Below are 14,046 nucleotides of genomic sequence, written 5' to 3' on the forward strand. Positions count from 1 at the left end.
AGGGCCTGACAAGAAAGCTTCATTTGGCGCAGGCGCTATAGGCGCTATAGGCGCTAAGCGAATACCAGTGCGACTTATTTATACGTTTATCACAAAATAGTTATTGAGATGAAAAAAGATGAAAAGCGCTCAGGTTTCGTGCTTTTCTATAGCGACACTACACCCGGTGTGCTACTGAAAACACATGGGCGTGGTTGCAGCTCTAGAGAAGGTGGCAGGATTTTGTTTCATAAGAAGCGAAAAGACCTGCTGGCTTCGCAATCTGCCCATTTTTTAATATCTGGAGAAGGCATAACCTTCTCCATGCTTCAGGATCAAGACCGTTGAGAAGTAACAGGACCGACCGCAGCTCTCGTTCTCCGCGCCGCGGCGGATTTGACGACGATTTTATGTCAACGCCCTCTTATGGCGAACGTCCCTCTTTTGGTGACCGTGGCGGTTTTGCACCGCGTAGACCTGCTGGTGGTGCTCCCGCTGGTGGGCCGCAGGTTATTGCTTCCGGTCCGGAAATCGGGGCGACAGTCAAATGGTTCAACGGTGAAAAAGGCTACGGCTTTGTTGAACTCGCTGATGGGTCCGGTGACGTATTCCTGCATGCCAACGCTCTCTCCCAGATCGGTCAGGATGGCGTAAGCCCCGGCGCGACACTGGTTGTGCGCATTGGTCAGGGCCCTAAAGGCCGTCAGGTTGCAGAAGTCATCTCCGTAGACGAAAGCACTGCTCAGCCAGAACGTCCTCGTTCTTCTGGCGGGTTTAATTCTGCTCCACGTGGTGGCGCTGGTGGCTTTGGTGGCGGTCGCGCCCCTCGTCCGGCTCCTGATATGTCTGGCGCTGAAGAAATTCGCGGCACTGTCAAATGGTACAATGCAACCAAAGGCTTTGGTTTCATTACGCCAGATGGTGGCGGGAAAGACATTTTCGTTCACGCATCAGCTCTGGAACGTTCCGGTCTGTCCAGCCTCAACGAAGGTCAGTCAACCAACGTGAAAGTTGTTCAGGGCCAGAAAGGTCCGGAAGCAGCTCAGGTTGACCCTGCCTGATTAAGTTATTGCCACGGCAGTAACGAAAAACCCCGCCTTATAAAGGCGGGGTTTTTTTTATGGCGTCTGTTGGAAAAACAAAAAGTAACTGCGACGCATAAAGTTGGAACGTTTAATAGTCGCCTCGCCCTTTCTCTCGCATGAGACGTGCTTTGTCTCTTTGCCAGTCGCGTTCTGCAATGGCGTGTCGTTTATCGACGTTTCTCTTTCCTTCGCCCAGACCTAACGTAATTTTGGCGACACCCCGAGGGTTGAAGTGAATATCTAGGGGCACAAGGGTTGCGCCTTCTTTAGCGATGGCGCCCAGATATTTTTCTATCTGTTTACGATGCATGAGAAGTTTACGCGGTGCGCGGGAGTCAAAGCGAGACAGAACACCGCCCTGATATTCTGGAATGTAGCTGTTAAAAAGCCACAGCTCTCCATCCCTTTCACCAGCATAGGCTTCAGTAATCATTGCACGGCCAAGACGCAGACTTTTTACCTCAGCGCCTTTCAAAACAATCCCAGCTTCAACTGTTTCTTTGATGCTGTAATTAAACCGGCCTTTACGATTTTGTGCAGCAATACCATAAGAAATCATGGTGGTTTTGCGTGGTTTTTGAGCCATTAATTTAACAATCCAGAATCAACGAGTGCCTGACGTACCTTTGCGCGGGATATATCTGACAAGGGCGCAAGAGGAAGGCGTGTTGTCTCGCCCGCCAAGCCTAACAAGCTTGCTGCATATTTGACTGGCGCAGGGTTGCTCTCGCAAAAGAGGGCGTCATGCAATGGCAACAGTCTGTCCTGTAGTGCAATGGCTTCAGAGGCTTGGCCATTTTGCCACGCAGTTTGTACCGCTGCACACAGAGCTGGTGCAACATTAGCAGTCACACTAATGCAACCATCGCCACCAGCGGCGAGAAAAGCAACTGCGGTGCCGTCTTCGCCCGAAAGCTGGTTAAATCTTTTGCTGACTGCTCGTCTTACCTGAAGGGGGCGCAAAAGGTTTGCAGTGGCATCTTTTACGCCAATAATATTGCCTTGCTTGGCCAGGCGCGCGGTGGTCTCCACACTAATATCGACTACGGAGCGTCCTGGTATGTTGTAAAGTATAACAGGAATAGTAATAGCATCCGCAATGGCCATAAAGTGCCGGTAAAGCCCTTCCTGTGTGGGCTTGTTGTAGTAAGGCGTGACAACAAGAGCTGCGGACGCCCCAGCGCTTTCTGCATGTTTGGCAAGGTCAATGGCTTCAGATGTACTGTTTGAGCCTGCGCCAGCTATCACTGGCACACGACCAGCAGAGACTTTAATGGCTCGTTCAACGACAGCATGGTGCTCTGTATGAGACAAGGTCGGGCTTTCACCGGTTGTGCCCATAGCGCAGAGCGCGGATGTCCCCTCCTCTATCTGCCAGCCGACCAGCTTTTCAAAAGACTTAAAATCCAGACTGCCGTCATGGTTCATGGGGGTAATGAGGGCCGTGATGGAACCGGTAAAACGTGTATCAGGCATGAGCTGTCGTCTATCCTGCAAGGGCATCTGTAGGGGCTGAAGGAAGAGCTTCAGCGCATGAGCCGGTCATTTGCCGCCGGAAAGGCGACTGTTTGTAAACACCAAGAATAGTGGCGTCTTCGGAAAAAAATTCAAGTTCCGCAAGTGCCTTACCCAGTTGCGTATTCTCTGGGTGTCCTTCAACATCCATAAGAAAGCGCGTGGCAGCAAAACCACCACCCGTCATATAGCTTTCAAGGCGTGTCATGTTAACGCCGTTAGTCGCAAAGCCGCCAAGCACTTTGTAGAGTGCACCTGGGCTGTTTTTGACGCTGAAAATAACCGTTGTCATGACGTCGGGTGTATCACGGTCAGGGCGTTCAGCCGTTTGGGAGGCAATATAGAAGCGCGTTGTATTATGCTTCGCGTCTTCCACATTCCGTTTAAGTATGGTGAGGCCGTTTAATTCTGCGGCAAGTTCGGAGGCAACGGCTGCCTCTTCATGGCTTTTCCATAGCGCCACCAACTCGGCCGCTCCAGCCGTATCGAACTCAACGACTGGCGCAAAATTGTAGGTCGCCAACAGTGTACTGATCTGCCCCATGGCAACAGGATGGGTATGAACACGCTTGATCTGCTCTATACGTGTGCCGGGGGCAGCAAGAAGACAATGCTCCACACGCTGGAAATGCTCGCCCACAATATGCAAACCGGCATTTGGTAGAAGTGTGTGGATATCCGGTACGCGGCCCGCCAAACTATTTTCGCAGGCCAGCATGGCTTGGTCTGCTTTGCCTTGATGAACAGCTTCAATGGCTCCAGCAAAAGTTTTGCATGGCAATGTCTGCCAGTCAGGCCGGGCTGTCCTACAAGCGAGATCAGAATAGGCCCCGGGCATTCCCTGAAAGGCTATGATTTTCTGGCTCACGATAATGCCTTCCCGACTACGTGGCGAGCACGTTCTAGGTCTTCCGGTGTATCCACGCCGAAGGGCGCAATTTTAATATGAGCGCAGCCAATCCGTAATCCTGCTTCAAGGGCACGAAGCTGCTCAAGCTTTTCGCGCTGCTCAAGCCCAGACTCGGGAAGGTTGACGAATTTTCTGAGCGCGTCCCGTCTCCAACCATATACACCAACATGATGCCAAGTGACGCCCTCCCCCCACGGAATAACGGATCTGGAAAAATATAGGGCAGCGGCGGTCGAGGCATTTCCATAAAAATGACACGCGACTTTCACAACTGAATCCGCCTGTTTTTCCGCCTCCGTTGTGACGGGCGCAACAAGGGTGCCTATGTCGAAGGACGTGTCTTCCATCGTCTGCATAAGAGTATGCAGGTATTCCGGCGGGAAAGTCGGGAGGTCTCCCTGTAAGTTGATCAGCACATCATGTTTTTCTGTCGGGTCAAGATGCTGAGCGGCCTGCCAAACCCTGTCCGAGCCTGATGCCAGAGTAGGGTCGGTCAATACGGCCTCTCCGCCAGCATTCCGGACCGCATCGCAAATTTCCTGATCAGCGGCGGCGACAACTACCCTACCTATCTTAGCGGCTTGTGCGGCATGAAGCACATGCACGATCATGGATTTCCCCGCGATGTCAGCAAGGGGCTTGCCTGGCAGGCGGGTAGAAGCCAGTCTGGCGGGGATAATGACTAAGGGGGCAGTCATCGACTTGCTCGGCAATCAGGCACGGAATATAGCCTTGGAAACGCAGTGGATACAAAAACCGATGTGTGGCGGTCGTCTGCTTCAGGGGAAGCGGCGTGCAGTCTAGGAAAGCTGTAACTTAAACGCAACAGGAGGAACAGGCTGGTAGTATGAATAGCGTGTTTCTTAATAAAGCAGCCTTGGCAATTGTCATGAGCGTAGGTGTTGCGTGGCTCAGTTATGTGGTGAGTGACGGTGTGGTGCCACATACCGCACCTGCAAAACCTGCTTTTTCTTTGCCCGGTTTGGAGAATGTACCAATAAAGCCTTATCTCGCCCAAGCGAGTGTGAGCCGTGGTGCTGAGTTGGCGCGGCAAATTTGTGCCAGTTGCCATGCTTTCAAACAGGGAGCGTTAGACGGGGTTGGTCCAAATCTTGCAGGTGTTGCGGGCCGGAGTATCGCATCAGTCGCCCCATATTCTTATTCTGAAGCGCTTAAGAGTTTGAAAGAACACTCTTGGACAGATCAGAATTTATCTGACTGGCTGACAGCGCCGACACATTTCGCACCAGGCACACGCATGTCCCTTATGGGCATACCCGTTGTGACGCAGAGAGCAGATATTATAGCATATCTTCACACTCTTACCGCCTCTTTACCCGCAGGAAAAAACTCCGAATGAATGAAGAAGACCTGAACCTGTGTCTGAGCGTTGCAACCATGATGGCGGACGCTGCGCGATGTGTCATCAGGCCTTGGTTTAGGGCTCCTTTGACCGTGGTGGATAAAGAGGACAAAAGCCCCGTGACGTTGGCAGACAGAACGGCAGAACGTGTTATGCGGGCTATTCTGGCAGAGCGTTTGCCTCAGCATGGTATTTTTGGAGAAGAGTTTGGTGTCCAGAACGAAGAGTCCCGCTATCGCTGGCTGCTGGATCCGGTAGACGGAACCCGCGCCTTCGTAACTGGTCGTCCCACATTCGGGACGCTGATCGCCTTGCTTGAAGATGGTGTTCCTGTACTGGGAATTATTGATCAGGCCGTTACTCAGGAAAGATGGGTTGGCGTGGCTGGTCGTCTAACAACTTTCACCTCTCCTTTAGGTGGTGAGGCAAAAACGCGAGCCTGCCCGGTTTTGGCTCAGGCAGAACTTTCCTGCACTTCTCCCGAAATGCTCGAAATGGCTCCTCATGACGGTTGGAAGGCGCTTAAAAAGCATACCAAACGTATGACGTGGGGTGGAGACTGCTATGCGTATGGTCTGCTCGCGGCAGGCCAGATAGATATTATTGCCGAATGTGACATGAACCCATGGGACTGGGCTGCTCTTGTCCCTATTATTGAGGGCGCTGGAGGCATAATAACAGCCTGGGATGGCAGTTCTTTACATGCAGACGGCGACCGTACTGTACTTGCTGTGGGTGACGCTGCGCTGCATGCTGAGGCCGTTGCAATCTTGCAAGCAGGCAGGACTCAGACCCTCTAAAACCGAGATTATTGTGCGCAAGATCTAGGAATTTTCTGTTTTTTGCGATAGGCCTGCGCTTCGGCACAACAGGTATGGTCATCCGATATGAGCACGCAACTGTCTCTCCCCAAGGACAAGATCCGCATTCTGCTGCTGGAGGGCATTCACGACAGTGCCGTCGCACTGCTCAAAGCCAGCGGTTACGAAAACGTCGTGCGCCACAAGGGAGCGCTGGAAGGCGATGCCCTTAAAAAGGCGCTTGAGGGTGTTCATATCGTAGGTATTCGGTCTCGTACTCAATTGACCAAAGAGGTTATTGAGGCCGCAGATCGCCTGGTTGCTATTGGCTGCTTCTGCATTGGTACGAACCAGGTAGACCTTGAAGCCGCCCGCATGAACGGCATTCCGGTATTCAACGCACCTTACAGCAACACACGGTCGGTTGCTGAGCTTGTGATGGGCGAAATTGTGATGCTGATGCGTCGTATTTTCCCCCGCTCTGTTGCATGCCATGCTGGGGAGTGGAACAAATCCGCAACCAATAGTTGGGAAGTGCGCGGTAAAACGCTTGGTATTGTCGGTTACGGCTCAATCGGTTCTCAGCTTTCTGTGTTGGCAGAAGCGTTTGGGATGCGCGTGGTTTATTTCGACGTGGTCGATAAGCTGGGCCACGGTAATGCCGGGTCAATTGATACGCTTGAAGAACTGCTTGCCGAAAGTGACGTCGTAAGCCTTCATGTACCGCAGCTCCCAACGACCGAAAATTTGATGGGTCCTGCACAGATCAAGGCAATGAAAAAAGGATCCTTCCTGATCAATAACGCCCGTGGCAACGTGGTGGATCTGGATGCATTGGCTGAAGCATTGAAGGAAGGCCACCTTCTCGGTGCAGCCATTGACGTGTTCCCTAAGGAACCCAAAGGCGCGGCAGATAAGCTTGAAACGCCTCTGAAAGGTTTGGATAACGTTATTCTGACCCCCCATATTGGTGGTTCCACAGCAGAAGCTCAGGAACGTATTGGCGTTGAAGTCGCACGGAAACTGGTTGAGTATTCAGATGTTGGTTCAACATTTGGGTCTGTAAATTTCCCAGGTGTGCAGTTACCGCAAAGCCCACGCGGTACGCGCTTTATGCATGTGCATCATAACGTGCCGGGCATGATGATGCGCCTGAACGAGATTTTCCTTCAGGAAACCTGCAACGTGACGGCTCAGTTTCTCCAGACTGATGGTGAAATTGGGTACGTGGTTGTGGAAGCCGATACAGGGCATAATGTTGAGGCGGATGACCGTATCCTTGCAGCTTTGCGTAATCTTGAAGGTACCGTTCGTGCCCGTCTGATTTACAAAGGTAAATAAGACGGACTGGTTTAGGATACGAGATAAATGATTAACGCTCGTATCCGCAGTTTTGCCTTTGCGGGGATTGAGGCGCGCCCTGTATGGGTTGAGGTTCAGATCTCTTCTGGCCTGCCAGCGTTTCTTATTGTTGGGTTGCCGGATAAGGCGGTGGGAGAAGCCCGTGAGCGTGTAAGGGCGTCTTTTACGTCCATTGGGCTTGCTCTTCCGGCCAAGAGAATAGTCGTCAACCTAGTTCCTGCCGATATTCCCAAGGAAGGTTCTCATTTTGACCTTCCCATAGCGCTCGCTCTTCTGGCCGCTATGACGGTAATTCCGTTTGAGGCGGTGGCGCCCTTTGCAGCGGTAGGTGAGCTCTCGCTGGACGGTCGTCTTAATCCGGTCGCAGGTGTGCTCTCATGCGCTATTGAAGCAGCTACCATGAGAATGGGCCTTGTCTGCCCTCAAGTGCAGGGAGAAGAAGCCCTGTGTGGTGGTGACATTGCCATTTTAGCAAGCCCCGATTTGCTCTCACTTATTAATCATTTCAACGGTGTGCAAATTTTAACACCGCCTGACTTTTCAGTCACGGATACGAGCTCAGCTCCAGTTGCTGTGCTCCCTGATCTTGCTGATATCAAAGGCATGGAAACAGGACGCCGAGCCCTAGAGCTGGCCGCAGCAGGAGGACATTCTCTCCTGCTGTCCGGGCCTCCTGGTACCGGCAAATCCATGCTTGCTGCACGCCTTCCCGGTCTTTTGCCTGACCTTACGCACCGTGAAAGCCTAGAAGTGTCGCGCATTTATAGTGCAGCGGGTTTGCTTACAGATGGAAAACCACTCCGGCGACCGCCTTACCGTGAGCCTCATCATTCAGCCAGTCAGGCTGCCTTGATAGGCGGTGGTGCTAAGGCACGGCCGGGCGAGATTAGCCTGGCAGACCATGGGGTTTTGTTTCTGGATGAATTGCCTGAATTTTCGAAGGCAGCGTTGGAAGCTTTGCGGCAGCCTTTGGAAACCGGGCAAGTTAGTATAGCTCGCGCTATGGCGCGAGTGACCTACCCTGCCCGCTTCCAATTTGTGGCAGCCATGAATCCCTGTCGATGTGGGTATTTGGGTGATGCCACAAAAGAATGTAAGAAAGCACCTCGATGTGGAGAGGACTATGCAGCACGGCTATCTGGCCCGCTGCTGGATAGAATAGATATCAGCCTCGCCATGCAGCCTTTTACGCCTTTGAGTTATATGACCGAGGCTGGAGGAGAGCCAAGCGCACCTGTCGCACATCGTGTGCAAGAAGCACGAAACCGACAATATGCCCGCCAAAATGGCATTAGAAATGCTGAGGCATCGTTAGACGTTTTGCTAATATCGCAGTCCGCGGAAGAAATGGCTCAGAAAATAGCCACACGTTTTCGTTTTTCTGCCCGAGGCTACACGCGCTTGCTGCGCGTTGCACGCACGATTGCAGATCTTGCCGGAAGTGAGGATATTGCCTCAGTTCATGTAGCGGAGGCAGCAACTTACCGCCTCCGCGCGGGACAGGCCTAAAGTACAGACCTCTGTTTTACAGTTTTAAAGATAGATGCTGAAAAGCCTGCTCTAAGTCGGCTTGTAGATCTTCCAGATTTTCAAGACCAATCTGCAAACGGAATGACGGCCCAGCTCCATCTGTCGGTGCCACATGGTTGCGTGTCAAGCTACCTGATGTTGGTAAAATCAGGCTTTCATATCCGCCCCAAGAGGCACCGATGCCAAAAAACTGAAGCGCATCAATCATTGTCTCCATGCTTCTCTGAGTATATCCGGTTTTGAGCACTACCCCAAACAGGCTGCCAGCTCCCGTAAAATCACGCTTCCAGAGTTCATGGCCCGGACATGTAGGGAGCGCTGGATGTAAAACCGTTTCTACTTCTGGCCGGGTTTGCAGCCATTCAGCCAGTTGGAGCGCTGCTTGGGATTGATGTGCTAACCGTACACCCATTGTACGAAGGCCTCGTAAAGTAAGCCAGCAGTCATCTGGACCGGCTAACTGGCCAAGCTCTATCGCTGCATCTCTTAGTGTATGCCAATGTTCGATCGTGTTCACGGTAATGGCCCCCGCAATCACATCCGAATGGCCGGAAGCATATTTTGTCAGTGCCTGAATGGACACATCAACCCCATGCTCAAATGGGGCGAAAATGCCAAATCCCCATGTGTTGTCGAGCATCAATAAGGCATCATTTTGATGTGCCAGATGCGCTAGCATGGGAATGTCCTGTACCTCAAAAGTATGGCTACCAGGACTTTCGGTAAACAGGACGCGGGTGGTGGGTTTAAACAACGCCTGAAGAGTTTGGCTGTCAGCTTGCGGAGGATAATACGTTGTTTCAACGCCAAAACGCTTTAAGGTGTTTTCTGCAAAACGGCGCGTAGGGCTATAAACACTATCTGGTAACAGAAGGTGGTCCCCTGCTTTCATGAAAGCCAGTAGCGGAACGGTGCACGCCGCCAAACCGGAACTAACTACCTGGCAGTCTTTTCCCCCTTCAAGCGTTGCTATGGCTTTTTCAAGCTCATGCTGGGTCGGGGTGCCCATAGCGCCATAAATATATTCATGGTCATAGCGTTCTCTCCCCTTATGGCGAAAATCTTCCAAGTTGGGGAAAACTACGGTCGAGCCACGGGTCAGTGGGGGATTGATGGAAGTTCCGCCTTTTTGGCCAGCAGGCCGGGCCTGACTAACAAGAGTGGAAGCCAGTTTTTGCCAGCCGCGGGCGACCTGATTGCCTGATGTCATAATAGTTTTAGTCTTCCTTCGTAACAGGAGTATTGGCTTGGGCACCCCATTCTGCCCATGATCCGTCATACAACGCACCTTCCGGGAAGCCGGCAAGGCAAAGCCCGACATTCAGAACACTTGCGGTCATACCTGAGCCGCATGTGGTAATGGCAGGCCTTGCTGATGTAATTCCATGACTTTCAAAAATCTGTTTTACAGCGTCTGCGCCCAGAAAACGCCCAGAAGGGTCTAACAGACGTTTGAACGGAATATTGATGGCACCCGGCATATGTCCAGATGCAAGGCCTGGGCGCGGTTCGGGTACACGTCCATAAAACCTGTCTGCTGAGCGGGCATCAATAATCGGGTTTGAAGCATTTTCAACGCAGGCAAGCATATCTCCCAAGCCTTTGAGCCGGGCATAATATGGTTGGCTAATATAAGGACGCGGCTGGAGCGCTGACACTCTCTCCCTGTTCCAGCCTGCCCCCTTGGCGTAGCCATTCTGGCAATCCTCCATCCAGAACACAAACATTTTCGTGGCCAAACAGACGCGCGAGCCACCAACCACGGCACGATGAAGCAATATTTCCCTGATCGTAAAATACGACAATGTTCTCATTAGAAATACCAAGTGCACCAAATAGGCGCTCAAAGCGTGTTGGTGTGGGTGCAGTATGTGGTTTGCTACTTTCTGGATCGGAGAACGCATCAATATCAAAATATGCGCTATCGGGAATATGGCCTTGCTGGAAGCCGAGCTTGGGGTCGGTATTCTCGCCCGGAAGAAGAGCTGTTGCATCCAGAATACGCACAGTGTTCGTCTGTGACAGAAGCTTGGTGAGGGCTGGAACGGAGAGCAAGGGAGACATAGGCAAACTTCCCCAATACGAGACAAACAGGAGCAATATTCTAAGTCAGATTAAGATGACGCGACATCCAGAGCCAACAAGAAAAAATATTTGATGCCGATAATGTATTAGCATCAGCAAGGGCGGCGCATTCAAAACCGAGAGTTAAGACACCGAATAAAAAAGTCGGTGCGTGAAAAGTCTTACAATGGCCAGACAAAACAAAAAAATCGTGTTTAAGTGCCTGTATGAAAAACCAGAGCGGTGTCACGACTGAGCGTATTCTGCTGGGCCTCCTGCTGTGTGGCATAGCCTATGGGTGTGTTGTTGTTCTGGCTCCATTTTACTCAGCTCTGATGTGGGCTGCCGTGGTGACTTATACGACCTGGCCTCTTTTCCTGCATCTACGCAGGCGTATGCGGGCCGTTACCGCCAGCATGATCATGACTATGCTATGTGCTGTGGGATTTGTGATCCCTCTGGCGTTTCTTGCTTCCGCAACTGTGTCTGCTGGGCCGCGCTGGGCTGTACGACTAAATGCGCTTTTCAGCATGCCGCACGACCTGCCAGCCCCTCCCCACTGGCTTGTTAATTTACCAATGTTTGGCCAGGAACTCGCCTTAAAATGGGACCATGTGCTCCATAACGTTGATCACATCGGAACAGAGATACGGCCCTATGCAGGTGATATTGCACAATCCCTTCTTGTCCTGGTGATGCAGATAGCCAATGGCGCGCTTCACCTTGTTATGGCGCTGTTTATTGCCTTTTTCTTCTGGTTAAGTGGGTCTTCCTTGGTGGATACACTTACGGCCGTGATCACACGCATAGCCGGTCCGCATGCCGGGCGGCATCTGCATCTGATTGGTGGAACTGTTCGCGGCACGGTCTATGGCATTTTGGGAACTGCAATTATCCAAGGGCTGTTAACAGGCTTGGGTTTCTGGTTTGCTCACCTTTCTGAACCAGTTCTTTTTGGGGTTCTCGCATCCTTTCTTGCAGTTTTGCCTGTGGGAGCCCCCCTTGTTTGGGTTCCGGCAGCATTATGGTTGCTGATTGATCATCAGATCTGGCGTGGAATAGCTTTGCTGCTGTACGGCGTTATTTTTATTTCAGGGGCTGACCACATCATCAGACCTTTATTTATTGCGCGTGGCAGTAAGCTTCCATATTTACTTACCGTACTCGGCGTTATTGGCGGTGTATTGGCTTTTGGGGGGCTAGGTATTTTCCTTGGTCCTATTTTGCTTGCAGTTGGTTTTACATTGACTGTCGAATATGCAGGGCGCGGGCAATCTGACCTTCTGCAAACAGAGAACAATAGAAGTATATCCTCATGAAACGTCAGGTTTTGCGCATTTTTAACGAGGCGGTAGCCAGAAAGAAAAAGCCTGTTCTTGTTCGTGACGTTGAGAGTACAAAGATTATCAGCTGGAACCTCCTCCGCAGGACGGGGGCCACGGTGCATGATGTGGTTGCCCTCATGGAAGCAGAGCAACCGGATATTCTTTTGATGCAGGAAGCAACAGAAGAAATAGATTTATTGCCGGAACTGATGGGAGGATATTACGCACGTGCCCCTCTTCCAGGCCGTATTCACGGGGTTGCGTGTTGGAGCCGTTACGAATTTGCTCGACCGCCCCGTGCATGCACTATTCCTTCAGGTGCTGTCGTAAAGCGGCATGTGCAGATTATTGAGAGTGGAACATTTTCACTCGCCAATGTGCATTTGTCACATGGTCAAATGCTGAACAGACGGCAGTTGCGGCGTATTGCTGCGCTCATCCCTACTCCCTGCGCGATTCTGGGCGATTTCAATCTTGTCGGACCAGCGTTTGTACCGGGCTTTCAGGATGTTGGACCTAAAGGGACAACGCATAAAATGGTAGATGTTCTGCCTATCCGTCTTGATCGTTGCCTTGTGCGGGGTATGCGCTGCGTAGAAGCCCGTGTCCTGCCCATTTTTGCCTCAGATCATCGTCCTATTCTGGTCCGTCTTATTCCTGATCTGACGGCCATAGGGTCAAAACGTCACAGATAAGGCATGCATAGGCGGGCGGCCGCATCCCTGATTTTTATAAGTAGGTTACGTTTATCAAGGTCATGATGTGTAAGACGACTGTTGCGTTTTTCACCCATGAAATCATCAAGTCTGCCCGCAAATGTAGTATCGTACGCTTCCAGATTAATTTCGAAATTCAGGCGTAAGCTACGAATATCAAGATTTGAACTACCAACGAAAGACCATGCCCTATCAACAACCATGAGCTTGGAGTGGTTAAATGGCGGGGCAACCAACCAGACCCGTACTCCAGCATCTAGTAACGGAGAGATGTTAGCAGCGCAGGCCCAGTCGAGTGGTGGGTGATTGCTTTTTTGGGGGATAATCAGATCTACCTGAACGCCCCGCAAAGCGGCCAGAGCTAGCTCTGACATAACGCGAGACCCCGGTATAAAATAAGGCGTCATAATACGAATTTGTTTGCGCGCCAGAGTAATGGCTTGCAGCATGGTGAATTCTATTTTCTCCAGATCTGTGTCGGGACCAGCGGTTACAATGCGTGCAACAGAGTTACCTGCCGAATCATGTTCCTGAAAATACTCAGGACCAGCCAAAAGCTCCCGTGTTGCAAAGTACCAATCCCATGCCATTGCTTCAGCGAGCTGGCGGACAACAGGACCTTGCAGCTTAAAATGGGTGTCTGACACAGGGTGGGGTGGATGCTGGGAGACAAGATTTTCGTCTGCAATATTTAGCCCTCCCATGAATCCTGTGATGCCATCAATCACAAGGATTTTCTTGTGATTACGGAGGTTTATAAACGGCATACGCCAAGGAAGCATGGAGTGCATGAAACGCGCGCAAGGTACCCCTGCCCGTTTAAGTTGGCGGTGTACGCCGGAAACGAAATAACCGCTTCCAATACCGTCGATCAAGACATGTACTTTTACGCCCCTCTTGTGGGCCGCAATTAAAGCTCTAATGAAATCTCTACCAATTTCATCGTTTCTGAAAATATAGGAGCATAATAAAATCGTCTTTTCAGCATGTCTGATGGCGTCCAACATCAAGGGATACGCTCCATCCCCATCATGCAGGCAGGTCAGTTCATTGCCACCTACTAATGGTCGGCTGGTCAGTTTGCTAACCATTAAAGCAAGAGGGGCAAACTGCCCTTCCAACTCACGGTTCCAAGACGAATCATGAGTTGCTGGTCTGTGAGGTGACCTTCCGTTAACAAGGCGCTTTGCCAGACGCCTTACTCGATTAATGCCAAACATCAGATACAAAACGGTACCCAGAGCAGGCATAAGGAAACAAGCGCCGATCCAGCCAATAGCTGAGGCCGTATTCCTTTTCGTAAGCAGGATATGCAAAGAAACTGTTGTGACTAGAATAAAGCGGATAACCGTTACTGTCAGAACAGGTAGATGCGGCAAAATATCAAACGGCATGAT

At 51.3% G+C, this 14,046-nt stretch carries 15 protein-coding genes; 7 read left to right on the forward strand and 8 right to left on the reverse strand.

Annotated elements, in window-relative coordinates:
• Nucleotides 1–323: 323 nt before the first annotated feature.
• Entirely contained in the window at nucleotides 324–1,040 is a 717-nt protein-coding gene (locus ACTIDN_RS00490) for a cold-shock protein (protein WP_052944825.1), read from the forward strand.
• 112 nt (nucleotides 1,041–1,152) lie between these two features.
• Here ACTIDN_RS00490 and smpB read toward each other — a convergent pair whose 3' ends face one another.
• The 4 genes from smpB to ACTIDN_RS00510 are packed head-to-tail and all read right to left on the reverse strand — an operon-like array spanning nucleotide 1,153 to nucleotide 4,187.
• On the reverse strand, nucleotides 1,153–1,650 hold the full coding sequence (gene smpB / locus ACTIDN_RS00495; protein WP_441375608.1) for an SsrA-binding protein SmpB: 498 nt from the start codon (nucleotides 1,648–1,650) through the stop codon (nucleotides 1,153–1,155).
• Nucleotides 1,650–2,540 carry a 4-hydroxy-tetrahydrodipicolinate synthase gene (gene dapA, locus ACTIDN_RS00500; RefSeq protein WP_441375609.1) on the reverse strand — a complete coding sequence of 297 codons (891 nt, stop codon included), beginning with the start codon at nucleotides 2,538–2,540 and terminating at the stop codon, nucleotides 1,650–1,652. Before dapA ends, smpB begins: the two co-directional genes overlap by 1 nt.
• Nucleotides 2,541–2,550: 10 nt before the next feature.
• Complete coding sequence (locus ACTIDN_RS00505; RefSeq protein WP_441375610.1) at nucleotides 2,551–3,447, reverse strand: prephenate dehydratase; 897 nt, start codon at nucleotides 3,445–3,447, stop codon at nucleotides 2,551–2,553.
• A complete protein-coding gene (locus tag ACTIDN_RS00510; protein ID WP_441375611.1) occupies nucleotides 3,444–4,187 on the reverse strand; it encodes a 3-deoxy-manno-octulosonate cytidylyltransferase in 744 nt (247 codons plus the stop codon). The genes ACTIDN_RS00505 and ACTIDN_RS00510 overlap by 4 nt, the downstream gene beginning before the upstream one ends.
• 149 nt (nucleotides 4,188–4,336) lie before the next feature.
• On the opposite strand from ACTIDN_RS00510, the gene ACTIDN_RS00515 reads away from it, so the two are divergent.
• The 4 genes from ACTIDN_RS00515 to ACTIDN_RS00530 all read left to right on the forward strand — a co-directional run bounded on the left by ACTIDN_RS00515 (nucleotide 4,337) and on the right by ACTIDN_RS00530 (nucleotide 8,523).
• Nucleotides 4,337–4,849, forward strand: coding sequence for a c-type cytochrome (locus ACTIDN_RS00515; RefSeq protein WP_441375612.1), 513 nt, complete (start codon nucleotides 4,337–4,339; stop codon nucleotides 4,847–4,849).
• Nucleotides 4,846–5,652: an inositol monophosphatase family protein gene (locus ACTIDN_RS00520; protein WP_441375613.1), complete on the forward strand. Its 807-nt coding sequence runs from the start codon at nucleotides 4,846–4,848 to the stop codon at nucleotides 5,650–5,652. The genes ACTIDN_RS00515 and ACTIDN_RS00520 overlap by 4 nt, the downstream gene beginning before the upstream one ends.
• Before the next feature lie 87 nt (nucleotides 5,653–5,739).
• Nucleotides 5,740–6,993 (forward strand): phosphoglycerate dehydrogenase, encoded by a 1,254-nt coding sequence (gene serA / locus ACTIDN_RS00525; protein ID WP_441375614.1) that lies wholly within the window; start codon nucleotides 5,740–5,742, stop codon nucleotides 6,991–6,993.
• Between the two features lie 27 nt (nucleotides 6,994–7,020).
• A complete protein-coding gene (locus ACTIDN_RS00530; RefSeq protein WP_441375615.1) occupies nucleotides 7,021–8,523 on the forward strand; it encodes a YifB family Mg chelatase-like AAA ATPase in 1,503 nt (500 codons plus the stop codon).
• Nucleotides 8,524–8,539: 16 nt separating this feature from the next.
• Here ACTIDN_RS00530 and metC read toward each other — a convergent pair whose 3' ends face one another.
• From metC to ACTIDN_RS00545, 3 genes are read right to left on the reverse strand one after another with little or no spacing between them, the layout of a single operon-like run.
• Nucleotides 8,540–9,754, reverse strand: a complete 1,215-nt coding sequence (metC, locus tag ACTIDN_RS00535) for a cystathionine beta-lyase (protein ID WP_441375616.1) — start codon at nucleotides 9,752–9,754, stop codon at nucleotides 8,540–8,542.
• Between the two features lie 7 nt (nucleotides 9,755–9,761).
• The gene (locus tag ACTIDN_RS00540; protein WP_441375617.1) at nucleotides 9,762–10,133 is read right to left on the reverse strand and encodes a sulfurtransferase; all 372 of its coding nucleotides are present in this window, start codon (nucleotides 10,131–10,133) and stop codon (nucleotides 9,762–9,764) included.
• Between the two features lie 37 nt (nucleotides 10,134–10,170).
• Complete coding sequence (locus ACTIDN_RS00545) at nucleotides 10,171–10,608, reverse strand: sulfurtransferase (protein WP_441375618.1); 438 nt, start codon at nucleotides 10,606–10,608, stop codon at nucleotides 10,171–10,173.
• 227 nt (nucleotides 10,609–10,835) lie between these two features.
• Here ACTIDN_RS00545 and ACTIDN_RS00550 point away from each other — a divergent pair, with 227 nt between their 5' ends.
• On the forward strand, nucleotides 10,836–11,927 hold the full coding sequence (locus ACTIDN_RS00550; protein WP_441375619.1) for an AI-2E family transporter: 1,092 nt from the start codon (nucleotides 10,836–10,838) through the stop codon (nucleotides 11,925–11,927).
• Complete coding sequence (locus ACTIDN_RS00555) at nucleotides 11,924–12,628, forward strand: endonuclease/exonuclease/phosphatase family protein (RefSeq protein WP_441375620.1); 705 nt, start codon at nucleotides 11,924–11,926, stop codon at nucleotides 12,626–12,628. The genes ACTIDN_RS00550 and ACTIDN_RS00555 overlap by 4 nt, the downstream gene beginning before the upstream one ends.
• On the opposite strand, the gene cls is transcribed toward ACTIDN_RS00555, so the two are convergent.
• On the reverse strand, nucleotides 12,619–14,043 hold the full coding sequence (gene cls, locus ACTIDN_RS00560) for a cardiolipin synthase (protein ID WP_441375621.1): 1,425 nt from the start codon (nucleotides 14,041–14,043) through the stop codon (nucleotides 12,619–12,621). The two genes, ACTIDN_RS00555 and cls, sit on opposite strands and share 10 nt — an antisense overlap.
• Nucleotides 14,044–14,046: the final 3 nt, after the last annotated feature.

Origin of the sequence: Acetobacter sp. (assembly GCF_052102375.1) — a bacterium.
In the GTDB taxonomy this organism is placed as follows: domain Bacteria; phylum Pseudomonadota; class Alphaproteobacteria; order Acetobacterales; family Acetobacteraceae; genus Acetobacter.